The organism is uncultured Caballeronia sp. (assembly GCF_964243625.1).
Taxonomy (GTDB): domain Bacteria; phylum Pseudomonadota; class Gammaproteobacteria; order Burkholderiales; family Burkholderiaceae; genus Caballeronia.
Map to the genome: position 1 here is coordinate 1 of NZ_CAXTGZ010000081.1, position 16,350 is coordinate 16,350.

Annotated in this window: 15 protein-coding genes, 1 tRNA gene and 1 pseudogene; 3 read left to right on the forward strand and 14 right to left on the reverse strand. The window is 59.3% G+C overall.

The window, feature by feature from the left end; genetic code table 11:
* From ACFFAR_RS08025 to ACFFAR_RS08065, 9 genes and pseudogenes are all read right to left on the reverse strand, one after another.
* Positions 1–69 (reverse strand): annotated as a pseudogene (locus tag ACFFAR_RS08025) (NADH-quinone oxidoreductase subunit B); the annotation flags it as partial.
* An 85-nt stretch (positions 70–154) separates the two neighbouring features.
* Positions 155–514, reverse strand: a complete 360-nt coding sequence (locus ACFFAR_RS08030; protein WP_056353980.1) for an NADH-quinone oxidoreductase subunit A — start codon at positions 512–514, stop codon at positions 155–157.
* Between the two features lie 162 nt (positions 515–676).
* Positions 677–761, reverse strand: a tRNA-Leu gene (locus ACFFAR_RS08035).
* Positions 762–874: 113 nt separating this feature from the next.
* Entirely contained in the window at positions 875–1,252 is a 378-nt protein-coding gene (secG, locus tag ACFFAR_RS08040; protein ID WP_062167085.1) for a preprotein translocase subunit SecG, read from the reverse strand.
* 86 nt (positions 1,253–1,338) lie between these two features.
* The gene (gene tpiA / locus ACFFAR_RS08045) at positions 1,339–2,121 is read right to left on the reverse strand and encodes a triose-phosphate isomerase (RefSeq protein WP_062000913.1); all 783 of its coding nucleotides are present in this window, start codon (positions 2,119–2,121) and stop codon (positions 1,339–1,341) included.
* Positions 2,122–2,305: 184 nt separating this feature from the next.
* Complete coding sequence (locus ACFFAR_RS08050; protein ID WP_061999837.1) at positions 2,306–3,322, reverse strand: NAD(P)H-quinone oxidoreductase; 1,017 nt, start codon at positions 3,320–3,322, stop codon at positions 2,306–2,308.
* A gap of 163 nt (positions 3,323–3,485) precedes the next feature.
* Positions 3,486–5,636: a polyribonucleotide nucleotidyltransferase gene (pnp, locus tag ACFFAR_RS08055; protein ID WP_375507727.1), complete on the reverse strand. Its 2,151-nt coding sequence runs from the start codon at positions 5,634–5,636 to the stop codon at positions 3,486–3,488.
* Positions 5,637–6,001: 365 nt separating this feature from the next.
* Positions 6,002–6,277, reverse strand: a complete 276-nt coding sequence (rpsO, locus tag ACFFAR_RS08060) for a 30S ribosomal protein S15 (RefSeq protein ID WP_056353993.1) — start codon at positions 6,275–6,277, stop codon at positions 6,002–6,004.
* 238 nt (positions 6,278–6,515) lie between these two features.
* Positions 6,516–7,802 carry an ABC transporter substrate-binding protein gene (locus ACFFAR_RS08065; protein ID WP_174364229.1) on the reverse strand — a complete coding sequence of 429 codons (1,287 nt, stop codon included), beginning with the start codon at positions 7,800–7,802 and terminating at the stop codon, positions 6,516–6,518.
* A 217-nt stretch (positions 7,803–8,019) separates the two neighbouring features.
* Between ACFFAR_RS08065 and ACFFAR_RS08070 the strand changes: the two genes are divergently transcribed.
* From ACFFAR_RS08070 to ACFFAR_RS08080, 3 genes are all read left to right on the forward strand, one after another.
* A complete protein-coding gene (locus tag ACFFAR_RS08070) occupies positions 8,020–8,526 on the forward strand; it encodes a hypothetical protein (protein ID WP_062167089.1) in 507 nt (168 codons plus the stop codon).
* 225 nt (positions 8,527–8,751) lie between these two features.
* Positions 8,752–9,405, forward strand: a complete 654-nt coding sequence (locus ACFFAR_RS08075; RefSeq protein ID WP_174364230.1) for a carbonic anhydrase — start codon at positions 8,752–8,754, stop codon at positions 9,403–9,405.
* 85 nt (positions 9,406–9,490) lie between these two features.
* Positions 9,491–11,056 (forward strand): SulP family inorganic anion transporter, encoded by a 1,566-nt coding sequence (locus tag ACFFAR_RS08080; protein WP_375507728.1) that lies wholly within the window; start codon positions 9,491–9,493, stop codon positions 11,054–11,056.
* A 97-nt stretch (positions 11,057–11,153) separates the two neighbouring features.
* Here ACFFAR_RS08080 and ACFFAR_RS08085 read toward each other — a convergent pair whose 3' ends face one another.
* From ACFFAR_RS08085 to ilvN, 5 genes are all read right to left on the reverse strand, one after another.
* Positions 11,154–12,698, reverse strand: coding sequence for a 2-isopropylmalate synthase (locus ACFFAR_RS08085; protein WP_061999842.1), 1,545 nt, complete (start codon positions 12,696–12,698; stop codon positions 11,154–11,156).
* A 351-nt stretch (positions 12,699–13,049) separates the two neighbouring features.
* A complete protein-coding gene (gene pssA / locus ACFFAR_RS08090) occupies positions 13,050–13,916 on the reverse strand; it encodes a CDP-diacylglycerol--serine O-phosphatidyltransferase (protein WP_061999843.1) in 867 nt (288 codons plus the stop codon).
* Between the two features lie 43 nt (positions 13,917–13,959).
* Positions 13,960–14,604 carry a phosphatidylserine decarboxylase gene (locus ACFFAR_RS08095; protein WP_060858501.1) on the reverse strand — a complete coding sequence of 215 codons (645 nt, stop codon included), beginning with the start codon at positions 14,602–14,604 and terminating at the stop codon, positions 13,960–13,962.
* Positions 14,605–14,735: 131 nt separating this feature from the next.
* Positions 14,736–15,752 carry a ketol-acid reductoisomerase gene (ilvC, locus tag ACFFAR_RS08100; RefSeq protein ID WP_061999844.1) on the reverse strand — a complete coding sequence of 339 codons (1,017 nt, stop codon included), beginning with the start codon at positions 15,750–15,752 and terminating at the stop codon, positions 14,736–14,738.
* Positions 15,753–15,829: 77 nt separating this feature from the next.
* The gene (gene ilvN / locus ACFFAR_RS08105; RefSeq protein ID WP_375507729.1) at positions 15,830–16,321 is read right to left on the reverse strand and encodes an acetolactate synthase small subunit; all 492 of its coding nucleotides are present in this window, start codon (positions 16,319–16,321) and stop codon (positions 15,830–15,832) included.
* Positions 16,322–16,350 lie beyond the last annotated feature (29 nt).

The window sequence follows — 16,350 nt, forward strand, 5'->3', positions numbered from 1 at the left end:
CGTCCAGTTGATCAGTTTGTCAGCCGTGGTGGTGACGAACCCTTCCTTCAAGACCCCTTCGATACTCATTTGCTTTCACTCCAGATGGGCAGCCAGCCATAGCTACCCAGCAATCCGGTGATTCGACGACCCCAAATCCGCAACCCTTTGCACTTCACTCCCAGTCCAGCCCACCCTTTCTCCAGATGTAGGCAAAACCCAGCAGGAATTCGAGCAGGAAAACCATCATGGACAGAAAACCCGGCCAGCCGATGTCGCGCAAGGCAACGCCCCACGGAAACAGGAACGCGGTTTCAAGATCGAAAATAATGAAAAGAATAGCGACAAGATAATAGCGCACATCGAACTTCATCCGCGCGTCTTCGAACGCTTCGAAGCCGCACTCGTAGGGCGCGTTTTTTTCTGTGTCAGGCTTATTGGGACCGAGAATTTTACCGATGCTGACGAGAGCGATACCCAAACCGGTGCCCACGACGAGGAACAGCAAGACGGGATAATAGGCTGAGAGATTCACGACTATCCTCAAATCGGTTTGATCTGGTGTGCCGGTCAGGACGACTGCCCAACCGATTTTCAACTAAAGACGAATGATACGTAAGAACCCTTACATATTCACTCGCCAGAAGTGACAATGCCAGCCGAAGCAATGCATGCGGCTGGCATTGGATAACTTTTTTGGTGCCGACGGCGAGACTCGAACTCGCACAGCTTTCGCCACTACCCCCTCAAGATAGCGTGTCTACCAATTTCACCACGTCGGCACTGTCTTGCAATCCGGTAAATCAACTTCCAATTGCCGGGAATCGCTTCGAGAACAAAATTATAACTGGGTTAAGCAGTTTGTTCAACGCACAAAAGGTGCCTAAAGCGAAAATTATTTCGGAACGTCGGAGCCAGGGGCTGACGATGCAACCGGTGCCGAACTCGCGGCTGCAGCCGACGCGCCAAGGGTCGTGTTTGCAGCAGGCGCCGTTACCGAAGCCCCGCCCAGCACGCCTGCCGAAGCTGCAGGCTTGTAGCTTCCGAGGTAGGTCAGCGTCAACGTCGAGATGAAAAACACCGCTGCGAGGACAGCGGTTGTACGCGACAGGAAGTTCGCCGAACCGGTTGCGCCGAACAAACTGCCCGACGCGCCGCTGCCGAAAGCTGCACCCATATCGGCGCCCTTGCCGTGTTGCAGCAAAACCAGCCCGATAACGCCAAACGCCGACAACAACTGGACGACAATAATCAAAGTCTTTAAATACAGCATTCCGTTCACCCGACTCTTTAATGTTCGCGCGACACTTCTGTGCCCCGCCTTTAATGCTTACATACTCGAAAGCTTAAACTCGGTTATCAAACCGATCCGTTTTGTGCCGCCTGGCAGATCGCAAGGAAATCATTCGACTTCAGCGATGCGCCGCCAATCAATCCGCCATCGATGTCCTGCTGAGCAAACAATTCTTTCGCATTTTCCGGCTTGACGCTGCCGCCGTAGAGCACCGGCGCCTTCGCCGCACCTGCACCCTTCGATGCGAGTTGCGAGCGCAGGAAAGCGTGAACTTGCTGCGCCTGCTCGGTCGTCGCGCTTTTTCCTGTACCGATCGCCCAGACGGGTTCATATGCCACGACAATCTTTGCCGCTTGTTCTTGGCTCAGCACAAGCAGCACAGCTTCGAGTTGCGTTCCAATCACTTGTTCGGTCGAACCGTTTTCGCGTTGCTCCAGCGTCTCACCCACGCACACAATGGGCGTAAGACCGGCTTCCAGAGCGCGCTGCGCTTTCACCGCGACCAGGTCCGAATGCTCATGATGATAAGCACGCCGCTCGGAGTGACCAACGATCGCGTAGGTTGCGTCGAAATCAGCAGCCATGCCGGCTGCGACTTCGCCCGTATAGGCACCCTGCTTGTGAGCCGAGACATCCTGCACGCCCCACGCGACTTTCGAGCCTGCCAGCAATGCCTGCGCTTGTGCAAGGTATGGCGCCGGGACACAGATGCCCGTACGGACGTCGCTCGACAATCCAGCGGCGCCCGTGGCAACTGCTTGCAGCAAGGCCGCGTTCTCAACGAGCCGACCGTGCATCTTCCAGTTTCCCACTACCAGCTTTGCGCGTTTGGCTTGTTCTTTCGGCATTTGTCTCGTCATAGCAGCGAGGCTGCCGATCAGTAGGTGGAAAGGAACCAGAAAAATCAACCGGAAACGGAACTTTTGGACGCGTCGCCCCAGTACAACATGCGATTTTACTGTGCCTGGCAGAAAACGGTCAAACGCGTAAATCTCCCTGACAGCTTATTTCAGCTCCGTGCCGCGCTGGCGATCAGGCAACCTGGCTCCAGTCGAGCACGATTTTGCCGATATGCGTGCTGCCTTCCATCAGTTCGTGCGCTGCGGCGGCCTGATCGGCGGGGAAAACCTGGTGAATCACGGGCTTGATGCGTCCTGCCTCGATCTCCGGCCACACCTGCTCTTTCAACTGCACCGCCACCTTGCCCTTGAACGCAACCGCACGCGGGCGCAAGGTCGAACCCGTGATCACGAGACGACGGCGCAACACTTCATTCAGGTTGATCTCGGCTTTCGACCCGCCAAGCGTTGCGATGACAACCACGCGGCCGCCATCAGCCAGTGCTTTCAGTTCACGGGGAAGATAATCGCCCGCGACCATGTCCAGGATCACGTCCACGCCGCGGTCATTTGTGAGCGACTTCACGACATCGACGAAATCTTCCGTCTTGTAGTTGATCGCGCGCTCCGCACCGAGCTTTTCGCAGGCCTGGCATTTTTCATCGGACCCGGCTGTCACGAACACACGATGCCCAAGCGCCTTGGCAATCTGGATGGCCGTCACGCCGATACCGCTCGATCCACCCTGGATCAGCAGCGTCTCCTCGGCGCCGTTCTCGCCCTTGCCCAGGTGCGCGCGCTCGAACACGTTGCTCCACACGGTAAAGAACGTTTCCGGCAACGAAGCCGCTTCGATATCCGTCAAACCCTTCGGCACGGGCAGGCACTGCTCGAGCGGCGCGCACGCGTACTCGGCATAACCGCCGCCCGCGAGGAGCGCACATACGCGATCGCCCGCTTTCAGACCGAATGGATTGTGCTTCGGATCGAAGTCCCCGCGCACGATCTCACCCGCCACTTCCAGCCCTGGCAGATCAGATGCACCCGGCGGCGGCGCATAGCCGCCCTTGCGCTGGAATACATCCGGACGATTCACACCCGACGCTGCAACCTTGATCAGCACTTCGCCGGCCTTCGGTTCCGGCATTGGACGCTCGCCCAGCTTGAGAACGTCGGGCGCGCCAAATTCGGTGATTTCGATCGCTTTCATCTGCGGATTCCTTAAAGTCGGACTTCGTGAAACAGCGACGTAACCTCATGGCTTTGCAGGCTCGAATAACCGAACCTGCAAAAACATGCTTCACATTCGAACCATCACATTCGAAAACGGCCGGCACGCAAGCTTCTCGCGCCGGCCATTCCAACTTACCGCATTACTGCGGTTGCGTCGGCTGGATCGGTTGAATCGGCTCGCCGCCTTCAGCCAGCAGTGCCTTGGCCGACAAACGCACACGACCCTTTTCGTCCGTCTGGATGACCTTGACCTTAACGACCTGGCCTTCCTTCAGGTAGTCGTTGATGTCCTTGATGCGCTCGTTGACGATTTCAGAGATGTGCAGCAGGCCATCCTTGCCCGGCAGGATGTTGATGATCGCGCCGAAGTCGAGCAATTTCAGTACCGGACCTTCGTAGACCTGACCCACTTCCACTTCGGCCGTGATGTTCTCGATACGCTTCTTCGCTTCCGCCATGCCTTCGCTGCTCGTGCTTGCGATGGTCACCACGCCGTCATCGGAAATATCGATGGTCGTGTTGGTTTCTTCGGTCAACGCACGGATCACCGAACCGCCCTTGCCGATCACGTCGCGGATCTTTTCCGGATTGATCTTCATGGTGATCATGCGCGGCGCGTAGTCCGACAGGTTCGTGTTCGTGCCCGGGACCGCGGTCGTCATCTTGCCGAGGATGTGCATGCGGCCTTCCTTCGCCTGCGCGAGCGCGACCTGCATGATTTCCTTCGTGATGCCCTGGATCTTGATGTCCATCTGCAGTGCCGTCACGCCTTGCGCCGTGCCTGCGACCTTGAAGTCCATGTCGCCCAGGTGATCTTCGTCGCCCAGGATGTCCGACAGCACCGCGAACTTGTTGCCTTCAAGGATCAGGCCCATCGCGATACCTGCGACGTGCGCTTTCATTGGAACGCCGGCGTCCATCAGCGCGAGACAGCCGCCGCAGACCGAAGCCATGGACGAAGAACCGTTCGATTCCGTGATTTCCGATACGACGCGGATGGAATAACCGAATTCGTCGGCGCTCGGCAGCACTGCCACCAATGCGCGCTTCGCCAGACGGCCGTGACCGATTTCACGGCGCTTCGGCGAACCGACGCGACCCGTTTCGCCGGTCGCGAACGGAGGCATGTTGTAGTGAAGCATGAAGCGTTCGCGATACTCGCCTTCGAGCGCGTCGATATTCTGTTCGTCGCCCTTGGTACCGAGCGTCGCCACGACCAGCGCTTGTGTTTCACCACGCGTGAACAACGCCGAGCCGTGCGTGCGCGGCAGCACGCCTGTGCGGATTTCGATGGGACGGACAGTGCGCGTGTCACGGCCATCGATACGCGGTTCGCCGTTCAAGATCTGCGTACGAACGATCTTCGCTTCGATGTCGAACAACACATTGCCGATGGTCGCCTTGTCAGCCGGCGCTTCGCCACGGGCAGCGGCTTCTTCGGTGAGCTTCGCGGTCGTCGATGCGTAGACTTCCTTCAGCTTGGCGCTGCGAGCCGACTTGTCGCGGATCTGATAAACCGACAGCAATTCGGCTTGAGCCAGCTCGGCCACGCGTGCGATCAGCGGTTCGTTCTTCGCAGCCGGCGCCCAGTCCCATTCCGGCTTGCCACCTTCGGCGACCAGTTCGTGGATTGCATCGATTGCGACCTGCATCTGGTCGTGACCGAACACCACAGCGGCCAGCATGACTTCTTCGGTAAGCTGTTGCGCTTCCGATTCCACCATCAGCACCGCGCGTTCCGTACCGGCGACGATCAGGTCGAGCGCCGATTCCTTCATCTGCGGACGCGTCGGGTTCAGCACGAATTCGTTGTTGATGTATGCAACGCGGGCAGCACCCACCGGGCCGTTGAACGGCAAACCGGAGATGGCCAGAGCCGCCGACGCGCCGATCAGCGCGGGAATGTCGGCGGGCACATCCGGATTCAGCGACAGCACGTGGATGACGACCTGAACTTCGTTATAGAAGCCTTCCGGGAACAGCGGGCGCAACGGACGGTCGATCAGGCGCGAAATCAGCGTTTCGCCTTCCGACGGACGGCCTTCGCGACGGAAGAAACCACCCGGGATCTTGCCGGCTGCGTAGGTCTTTTCCAGATAATCGACGGTCAGCGGGAAGAAGTCCTGGCCCGGCTTTGCCGTCTTCGCGCCGACAACCGTCGCGAGCACCACGGTATCTTCCACATCGACGATCACGGCGCCGCTTGCCTGGCGCGCGATTTCACCTGTTTCCAGGCGAACGTTGTGTTGTCCCCACTTGAATTCCTTGACGATTTTCTTAAACATTCTCACTCCTTCTTCGTTATGCCCCGCGGCTTTCTGATGTGTTGTCGTGCTTGCCGGACCATCCGGAACGCCCGCACACACCGATAAAAACCGCGAAGCCAAGCGATGACCGGAACCGCGCAAGAGAGGGGTGTATGTCATTCCAACGCAACACGACACGCGATGCGCATGACGCGCTGGAATGACACAAAGCTCTGCCGCGAGGCCCGGCCCTGTAGTCGAATCGGTTTCCGATCCGGATTGGCTTTAATGCAAGCCTTCGATATTTCCCGCCGTTTCCTGCTTGCGCGCGCGTACAGAGCGCGCCGTTCAAAAACAAAATGCCTGTATCAGCAGACTGACACAGGCATTTCGTTGTGAACGCTAGCCGCTTACTTGCGCAGACCCAGCTTTTCGATCAGCGAGCGATAACGGTCAGCGTCTTTGCCCTTCAGGTAATCGAGCAGCTTGCGACGGCGGCTCACCATGCGCAGCAGACCGCGGCGGCTGTGGTGATCTTTCGTGTGGGCCTTGAAGTGAACGGTCAGTTCATTGATACGGGTCGTCAGCAGTGCGACTTGCACTTCAGGCGATCCGGTGTCATTTGCGGCGCGCGCATATTCTGCGACGACGTCGGACTTCTTTGCATGAGCAACTACGGTAGACATTTGATTTTCCTTTGATACGGACAGGCGGTCACGGAAGAAGGGCCGTGCCGTGGGTTTTCTGCATCTTTTCCTTGGCCTGAAAACCGGCTTCGGATTTCCTTGCCGGACGCATTTGAACCAGGATTGAGGCCCGGCCTTACATACGGCAAGTCGCGAATTATAGCACAGCGATTTTGCCCGTCGACACGGTCACGCCCGGCGGATGTATTTGCGCAATAGGCCGGGTCCCAAGCTTCTCTTACGAGGCGGGACGTTTCATCTGGCAGGTTGTCGGCATTGCGGTATTGGCTGCAGGGACCTTCAGCAAGGTCCGAAAGCCAAAGCCCGAGCCTTCGTTATCGAAGTGCACGCCCGGCGTGCCCGACTTGTCCATCTCCATGACATACAGGGGTTGGATCAACTGATGATCTGCGGCGCGCATTTCCGTGGTTTGAAAACCCGTGTCGAGTTTCATGCCTTCCAGCGCGTGGGCGACTGCGGTCGGATCGGCGCTGCGGGCCTTTTGCATTGCGTTGGCGAGCATTTCGATCATCAGCGGCATGCGCAGGAAAAGGTAATCGTCGGCGGGAGCCGGAAAACGGGTCCGGAACGCACCGTAGTAAGCGTCCGACGCCGCGCCGCCCGCGTTTGGATGCCAGTCCGCCACCGCGACCACGTGTTTCACGCCGGCTTCGCCCAGCGCGGCAGGCGCGCCGAGACTGTTGCCGTAGAACGTGTAGAAGTGCGTGTCGAGGCCCTGCTCCCGCGCCGCTTTCACCAGCAGCGTCAGGTCATTGCCCCAGTTGCCGGTGATGACGGCGTCGGCGCCGCTCGAACGGATCTTCGCGATGTACGGCGCAAAATCCTTTACGCGCCCGGCCGGAATGAATTCATCGGCGACGATTGCTATGTCCGGACGGCGCTCCTTCAGCGCGCGGCGCGCTTCGCGGCTGACATCGTGGCCGAAGCTGTAGTCCTGATTGAACAAATAGACCTTTTTCACCGATGTCTCGCGCTGGATGACATCGGCCAGCGCGTTCATGCGCATGCCCGCGTGGGCATCGAAGCGGAAATGCCAGAAGCTGCAATCCTCGTTGGTGAGGGCGGGATCATCGGCGGAATAATTCAGGAAGACCACCCGATGTCCAGGATCGCGGACGTTCTGCTTGTTGATCGCATCGACGAGCGCGGCGGCCACTGCCGAGCTATTTCCCTGCGTCACAAAGCCAATCCCCTGGTCTATCGCCGCGCGCAGTTGCACAAGGCTCGCTTCGCTGCTGCCTTTTCCGTCGAGCACGACAAGCTGCAAGGGATGCTTGCCATCGGGCAAAACCACGCCGCCATTGGCATTCACGCGCTCCACGCCGAAGCGCAAGTTACGCTCGACGGACGCGCCCGCATTGGCGAACGGGCCCGACATGCCTTCGATCATCGCGATGCGGATCGGCGCGAGATCGGCTGCCAGGGCCGGCGTAGCGAAAATACTCCCGAGAACGCCCACAACCACCGCTTTACTGCATTTCGCCAGCAAATCACGAAATCCCATACCGCCCATCCAAGATAAAAGCCGAACCGCGGATCATAGGCTGCAGGGTACGGCACGCGCAACATTTCGCCTGAATCCGCGATGAAATGGAATACCGGCACGGGTCCGCGCGTTTTCCTGAACAAGCGGGCGCGGACTGGACCGTGCCCCATGTCAAAATAACTACCACAGCAAAAACCCACGATAAATTGTGGACACGCACACGAAGGAGGCTTCAATGTTGATCAGTTCGATACGAAAACCGGCCGCAATGATTCTGGCCCTGTTGCTGACGGCGTGTGCGCAGCCGTGGCAGAACTATCAGGCGGGCGCGGATTCATCGACGGTGACAGCGCGCCTCGGTCCGCCAAAAGAGGTCTATGACCTGCCGAACGGCGGCAAGCGCCTGATGTGGCCGACCCAGCCGCTAGGCGAAGTGACGACGGCGGCGGACATCGATGCATCGGGGAAGATCGTGAACGTGCGTCAGGTCCTCGATGAAAACGAGTTTTATAAAGCGCAGATCGGCACATGGACGCGCAAGGACGTTCTGCTCAACTTCGGGCGGCCGGTCGAGACGTCCTACTTTCCGCTCATGAAGCGCGAGGTATGGACGTATCGGTACATGGAGGCGGGTTACTGGTACATGATGTTCAGCTTCTATTTCGATGACCAGGGCATCGTGCGCCTGACACAAAAAACGCCGGACCCGCTGCACGACCCCGATCGCCGGAACTTCTTCTGAAGACCTCACAGACACACGCCTCTCGCGCCCATCGGGCGATTTATTTCTCGTCCGAAAAAAAAGTGCCGCCGCCGAACGCGGCATTTTTTTATGGCTGGACGTCCGGAACCTTTTCATAGAAAGTAATTCGTAAGCTTACGACTACGTTGTGTCAGTGAACCGGAAAATCGTTTCGTTGTAGATCGCCTACCATTACGTTTTTGGAGCTGGATTGGACTACACCCCATGACTCGACCCAAACGCATGCTTGTTGAAAACGTTGGCTGGGCGGCAGAAACCGCCGCCAGCGACCCGGCTTTCTTCGAAACCCTCGCGCAGGGACAAAGCCCGACCGTGCTGTGGCTTGGCTGCTCCGACAGCCGCGTGCCGGCCGAAACCATCACGCACTCGAAGCCCGGCGATCTGTTCGTCCATCGCAACATCGCGAACCTGTTTTCCGCCGCCGACGACAACACCATGAGCGTCCTCGAATACGCAGTAAACGTGCTGAAAGTGGACGATGTGATCGTCTGCGGACATTATGGATGCGGCGGCGTGCGGGCGTCGTTGTTGCCCATGTCGCCCGCCCTTCCCCACGTCAACCGCCGCATTGCGCCGCTGTGCGCGCTGGCGCAAAAACACAGCGGCGAACTCGACGCCATCGAGCCCGGCGATGGCCGTATCGACCGGCTTGCCGAACTGAGCGTGCTGGAACAAGTTCGCGCGATCCGGCGCGTGTCGACCGTACGCGACGCCGAGCGCCCACCGCGCGTTCACGGATGGATATTCGGCCTGCGCGATGGCCGCATCAAAGTCCTTTCATCCGGCGATCCGGCTGACGCAGAGGCTGAACCTGCCCCGAGCGCCGTCCAGCATATGACCGAAACATCCAGCGACTAGCCGGCGAGACTCTCCCTGCTTAAAACCTCTTCTGTGCGATGCCCCTCGGGACATCGCATGGTTCAACTCGTGCCCCAAAAAGCCTATGAACCTACGCCAAACGTTTGCCAATTTCCCTCGCGACATGTTCGCTGGGACCGTCGTTTTCCTTGTCGCCATGCCGCTTTGCCTCGGCATTGCCAACGCTTCCGGCGTCGACCCGTTCGCAGGGCTGCTGTCAGGCATTATCGGCGGGCTGGTGGTGGCGCTTTTGAGCGGATCGCAACTGAGCGTGAGCGGCCCGGCGGCGGGACTCGTCGTGATCGTCGTCGATGGCATTGCCAAGCTCGGCAGCTTTTCCACCTTCCTCATGGCCGTGATGCTGGCGGGCGCGATCCAGTTCGGCTTCGGCATGCTGAAGGCCGGGCGCTTCGCGGCGTACGTGCCGTCGTCGGTGATCAAGGGAATGCTCGCGGCAATCGGCTTGCTGCTCATCATCAAGCAAGTGCCGCTCGCCGCCGGTTTCGCCAACGATGGCGCCCACGTCGCCGCGGCAGCGCCAGGCACGATCGCCACACCCTTTGGCGCGATGTCGCTCGCCGCGTGCGTGGTGGCCATTGTGTCTATCGCGATCCTGGCAAGCTGGGAAACGAAGGCCATGCGCCGCTTCGCGTTCGTACGCGCGGTGCCCGCGCCGCTTGCCGTGGTCGTGCTCGGCATCGCGATCACGCTTGCGCTCGATTTCGCTGCGCCGGGTTTTGCGCCGCCGGCGGAGCATCGGGTTTCACTGCCATCGCTGGCGACGTTCGCCGCGTTGAACGCCGCGCTCGACTGGCCCAACTTCGAGCAACTCATCAATCCCGATGTCTGGCGGCTCGCGATGACGCTTGCCATCGTGGCGAGTCTCGAGACCTTGCTGAGTCTGGAAGCTGTCGAACAGATCGATCCCAAGAAGCGTACCGCGCATCCGGATCGCGAACTGAAGGCGCAGGGCATCGGCAACATGATGGCGGGCGCGATCGGCGCGTTGCCCATCACATCCGTGATCGTGCGAAGTTCGGCCAACGTCCACGCGGGTGCGCAAAGCCGATGGTCGGCCGTCATTCACGGCGTTCTGCTGCTGGCGAGCGTGTTCGCGCTGACGGCGGTGATCAACCTCATTCCGCTTGCCTGCCTCGCCGCAATCCTGATCTTCACCGGACTGAAGCTCGCTAAACCGTCGCTGTTCAAGGCTGTCGCGAAACAGGGATTCGAGCGGTTTGCGCCATTCATCGTGACGATTGCCGGCGTGCTGATGACTGATCTGCTGATCGGCATCCTGCTGGGGATTGCTTGCAGCATCGCGCTTGCGATCCACGCGAATCTGCAGCGGCCGATCACCATCGCGCAGCACGACGATCACTTCCTGCTCTCGTTTCGCAAGGACGTGTCGTTTCTCGGCAAGGTGTCGCTCAAGCATCACCTGAAGCAGATTCCCGACAACGCAACGTTGATCGTCGATGCAAGCCGCGCGGATTTCATCGATCAGGATGTGCGTGAACTTATCGATCAATTCATCGCCGATGCCCCCGCCCGCGGGATTCACGTCGAGTGCCGTCAGCTCGAACGCGCGGCCCGGGAACGGCCCGGCTTTCAGCAGCGCATGGCGCTTTTCAGACGGGCTTTCCGCTAATTAACATCGCAACGAAAAACGGCCCTCGCTTCTGGCGAGAGCCGTTTTCAATCAGCGAGGCGGCTGGATCAAGCGCCTTGCTGTGTGTGCATCAAAATCACGAAAGCTGCGGGTTGAGCTTTTCGACTTTCGAATGGAGCTTGTTGAGCGCGGCAAGATACGCCTTCGCCGATGCCGCCACAATGTCCGGGTCCGTGCCCACGCCATTGACAATCCGGCCGCTCTTCGACAAGCGCACGGTCACTTCGCCCTGAGCCTGCGTGCCCGTGGTAATGGCGTTAACCGAATACAGCACCAGCTCGGCTCCGCTCGTCACCTTCGATTCGATCGCGTGAAGCGTCGCATCCACCGGACCGTTACCACGCGACTCGCCGTGCACTTCGATGCCATCGACAGCAAACACCACGCGTGCATGCGGCTGCTCACCCGTTTCCGAACGCTGAGCCAGCGACACGAAGCGGAACGTTTCCTTCGCCTGCATTTCCGCCGACTCTTCGGAGACGATCGCCATGATGTCTTCGTCGAAGATTTCCGACTTGCGGTCGGCGAGTTCCTTGAAGCGCACGAACGCTGCGTTCACGTCCGTTTCCGATTCCAGCGTCACGCCCAGGTCTTCGAGGCGCTGCTTGAACGCGTTGCGGCCCGACAGCTTGCCGAGCACGATCTTGTTCGTAGCCCAGCCTACGTCTTCGGCGCGCATGATTTCGTAGGTATCGCGCGCTTTCAACACGCCATCCTGGTGAATGCCCGATGCATGCGCGAACGCGTTTGCGCCCACCACTGCCTTGTTCGGCTGCACGACAAAACCCGTGATCTGCGAGACGAGCTTGGACGTCGGCACGATGTGCGTGGTGTCGATACCCAGTTCCAGCCCGTAATAATCCTTGCGCGTTTTCATCGCCATCACGACTTCTTCCAGCGCCGTGTTACCCGCGCGCTCGCCGAGACCGTTGATGGTGCACTCGATCTGGCGCGCGCCGCCGATATGCACGCCAGCCAGCGAATTGGCGACGGCCATGCCGAGGTCGTCGTGGCAATGCACGGACCAGATAGCCTTGTCCGAATTCGGCACGCGTTCGCGAATGGTCTTGATCAGGTTGCCGTAACCTTCCGGCACGGCATAACCCACGGTGTCCGGAATATTGATGATGGTCGCGCCTTCGTCGATCACCGCTTCCAGCACGCGGCACAAGAAGTCGAGATCCGAGCGGCTGCCGTCTTCCGGCGAGAATTCCACGTCGTCCGTGAACTTGCGCGCGAAACGCGTGGCGAGACGAGCCTGCTCGTAGACCTGATCGGCGCTCATGCGCAGCTTCTTTTCCATATGCAGCGCGGACGTCGCGATGAACGTATGAATGCGGAAGTGATCGGCGGGTTTGAGGGCGTCGGCGGCGCGCTGGATGTCTTTGTCGTTGGCGCGGGCGAGCGAGCAGATCGTGCTGTCCTTGATCAGGCCGGCAATAGTGTGGATTGCATCGAAATCGCCGTTGGAACTGGCTGCAAAGCCCGCTTCGATCACATCGACTTTCATCCGTTCGAGTGCTTTTGCGATGCGGATCTTCTCGTCTTTCGTCATCGACGCGCCGGGGGATTGCTCGCCATCGCGAAGCGTCGTGTCGAAAATGATGAGTTTGTCTGCCATGTTCGGGCTCCAGTGGGGAATTTTGGATTGATTAAAACGGTGGAGAAAGGCGATACGGAATTCGGGTGTTCGCGCCACCGCTGGCGTCGAAAACCACGAACGAGCAGACGGGAGGCGGGAAGCTTAGCGCGGCAGGCGCGCTAGTAGCGGTAGCGCACGTAGCGGCGCACCGGCTAGGGACAACGAGAGGAGATGGGCGAAAAAATTCATTCGCAAACTATAACTACATTTTTGAGCGCGTGCAATTGGGCTTTCCGATCGGGGCAATTGGTGCCTGGTTCGGTGTTCAGTTCGACCTTCCTGCAGTCGAAAAAAACGCGCACCGGCTGTAAGGACCGATGCGCGTTGATATCAATGCGCTTTTTCCGATGACCGGGCCGGATTCGGCCGGCCTCGCAAACTCATGTATCCCCACCAGGCGTAGCCCGAAAAGCCGTAGAGGACGAAGAGTCCGAACAGCATCAACGGCGGATCGGACGATACCAGCACGAACGCCACAACCACCAGCAATACGCCGGCGAACGGGACGCGGAACCTGACATCCAGCGCCTTGCCGCTGTAGAACGGCGCGTTCGAGACCATCGTCACGCCTGCATAGATGGTCAGCGCGAATGCCACCCAGGGCAGCCAGACCAGCTTGAGCGGCACGCGGTTATCGGTGGCGAGCCACACGAAACCCGCAATCAACGCCGCCGCAGCCGGGCTCGGCAAGCCCTGGAAATAACGTTTGTCGACCACGCCGACGTTCGTATTGAAGCGCGCCAGACGCAAAGCCGCGCCCGAGCAATACACGAAAGCCGCGAGCCAGCCCCATCGGCCAAGATCCTTCAGGATCCATTCGTACATCACCAGCGCGGGCGCAACGCCGAACGACACCATGTCGGACAAGCTGTCGAACTGCTCGCCAAACGCGCTCTGCGTATGCGTCATGCGAGCGACACGGCCATCCATGCCGTCGAGCACCATGGCCACGAAGATCGCGATGGCGGCGATTTCGAAGCGCACGTTCATTGCCTGAACGACGGCGAAAAAACCGCAAAACAGCGCGGCGGTGGTGAATGCATTGGGCAGCAAGTAAATGCCGCGTTTTCTAAGGAACTGTTGCCGCTTCGCACGCCTCGTTTCGAGCACGCCGAGGTCCTGCGCCGATTTGTTGCGTCGAAACGCCCGCGGGGGTGTTGTCGTGCTTCGTGTCCGGCGCGGTTTGAGTGCCGCCATCGAGTCCTCCGTTGTGCAGCCTGGTTTTACCGCTTGTCTATGCTTACTCTGCAAACTCGGCAAGAATCGTGGACGACGCCGATACCTTCTCCCCAATCGCCACGCGCGGACGGCTTCCAACCGGCAAATACACGTCGACACGCGATCCAAAACGGATAAAACCATAGCGCTGGCCACGATTGAGCGGTTCGCCCACGTGGACATAGCACAAAATGCGCCGCGCGATCAGGCCGGCGATCTGCACCGACGTCACCGTATGGCCCGCCGCGGTCTGGATCACGATGGCGTTACGTTCGTTCTCGGTCGATGCTTTGTCGACGGCCGCGTTCAGGTACGAACCCGGAAAATACTCGACCTTGCTGATCGCGCCATCCACCGGCGAGCGTTGCGAGTGGACATTGAACACGTTCATGAACACGCTGATCTTGAGCGCTTCGCGGTTTGCGTACGGGTCATGCGCCGTTTCCACAGCGACGATGCGGCCGTCCGCGGGGCACAGCACGGCGTTCGCCTGAACCGGGATGGGGCGCGCGGGATCGCGGAAAAACTGCACGACGAAGATCGCAAGCAGCCAGAACGGCCAGGCAAACCCAAAGCCGCCGATGGCCTGGATCAACACGGCAATGACAACCGCAATGGCAATAAACGGCCAGCCTTCGCGCGCGATGATCGGATGTGGATAGTTCATGAACGAGTTCTATATTTTAGTAAAACCGTAGGATAGCAAAAGCCGTCCGGCGCCAAGCGACCCCGGACGGCTTTCGGTCTTCACTAAGACCGGCAAACAACACCGGTCGTTCAAGCGATATCAGGCAATATTTAGTTCTTCGACTGATCGACCAGCTTGTTTGCGGCAATCCACGGCATCATTGCGCGCAGTTTGGCGCCAACCGTTTCGATCTGGTGCTCGGCCGTGAGGCGGCGGCGCGATTGCAGCGTCGGCGCGCCTGCACGGTTTTCGATGATGAAGCTCTTCGCGTATTCACCCGTCTGGATGTCCGTGAGAACCTGCTTCATCGCTTTCTTCGTTTCAGCCGTCACGATCTTCGGACCCGTTACATACTCGCCGTATTCGGCGTTGTTCGAGATCGAGTAGTTCATGTTGGCGATACCGCCTTCATAGATCAGGTCGACGATCAGCTTCAGTTCGTGCAGGCATTCGAAGTAAGCCATTTCCGGCGCGTAGCCGGCTTCCACCAGCGTTTCGAAGCCGGCCTTGATCAGGTCGACCGTACCGCCGCACAGCACAGCCTGTTCGCCGAACAAGTCGGTTTCGGTTTCTTCGCGGAAATTCGTTTCGATGATACCGGCACGGCCGCCGCCGTTAGCCACCGCGTACGACAAGGCCACGTCGCGCGCCGAGCCCGACTTGTCTTGCGCCACTGCGATCAGGTGGGGAACGCCGCCGCCTTGTGCGTAGGTGCCGCGCACCGTGTGACCCGGCGCCTTCGGGGCGATCATGATCACGTCCAGATCGGCGCGCGGGATAACCTGGCCATAATGCACGTTGAAGCCGTGAGCGAATGCCAAAGCAGCGCCTTCCTTGGCGTTGTCGTGCACTTCGTTCTTGTAGACTTCAGCGATCTGCTCGTCCGGCAGCAGCATCATGACGACGTCTGCGCCCTTCACGGCTTCGGCCACTTCCTTGACCTTCAGTCCGGCCTTCTCGGCCTTGCTCCACGATGCGCCGTTCTTGCGCAGGCCGACCGTCACGTTCACGCCGCTGTCCTTCAGGTTCAGCGCGTGTGCATGGCCTTGCGAGCCATAGCCGATGATCGTGACCTGCTTGCCCTTGATGAGGGAGAGATCGGCGTCTTTGTCGTAGAAAACTTTCATGTCGGTTCCTTTGCCTTGAATAGATTCGTTGATTCGTTTAAGGGGTACTGATAACTGCGAGTTCGTTGCGGCGAGTCTCAAACCTTCAGAATGCGCTCGCCCCGGCCAATGCCAGAACTTCCGGTGCGCACGGTTTCGAGAATCGCCGTCGCATCAAGCCCCTGAATAAAGGCGTCGAGCTTGTCGCTCGCGCCTGTCAGTTCCATCGTGTAGCTTTTTTCGGTGACATCGATGATCCGGCCGCGGAAGATATCCGCCATCCGCTTCATCTCTTCCCGCTCCTTGCCGACTGCCCTTACCTTGATCAGCATCAGCTCGCGCTCGATGTGGGCGCCCTCTGTCAGGTCGACCACTTTCACCACCTCGATCAGGCGGTTCAGGTGCTTCGTGATCTGTTCGATCACGTCGTCCGAGCCAATGGAAACGATGGTCAGCCGCGACAGCGAACTGTCTTCGGTCGGCGCCACCGTCAAGGTCTCAATGTTGTAGCCGCGTGCGGAAAAGAGCCCGACGACACGCGATAACGCGCCCGGTTCGTTTTCCAGCAGCACGGAAATAATGTGTTTCATGATGATCGCTTCCCTGTTCTATCCAGTTG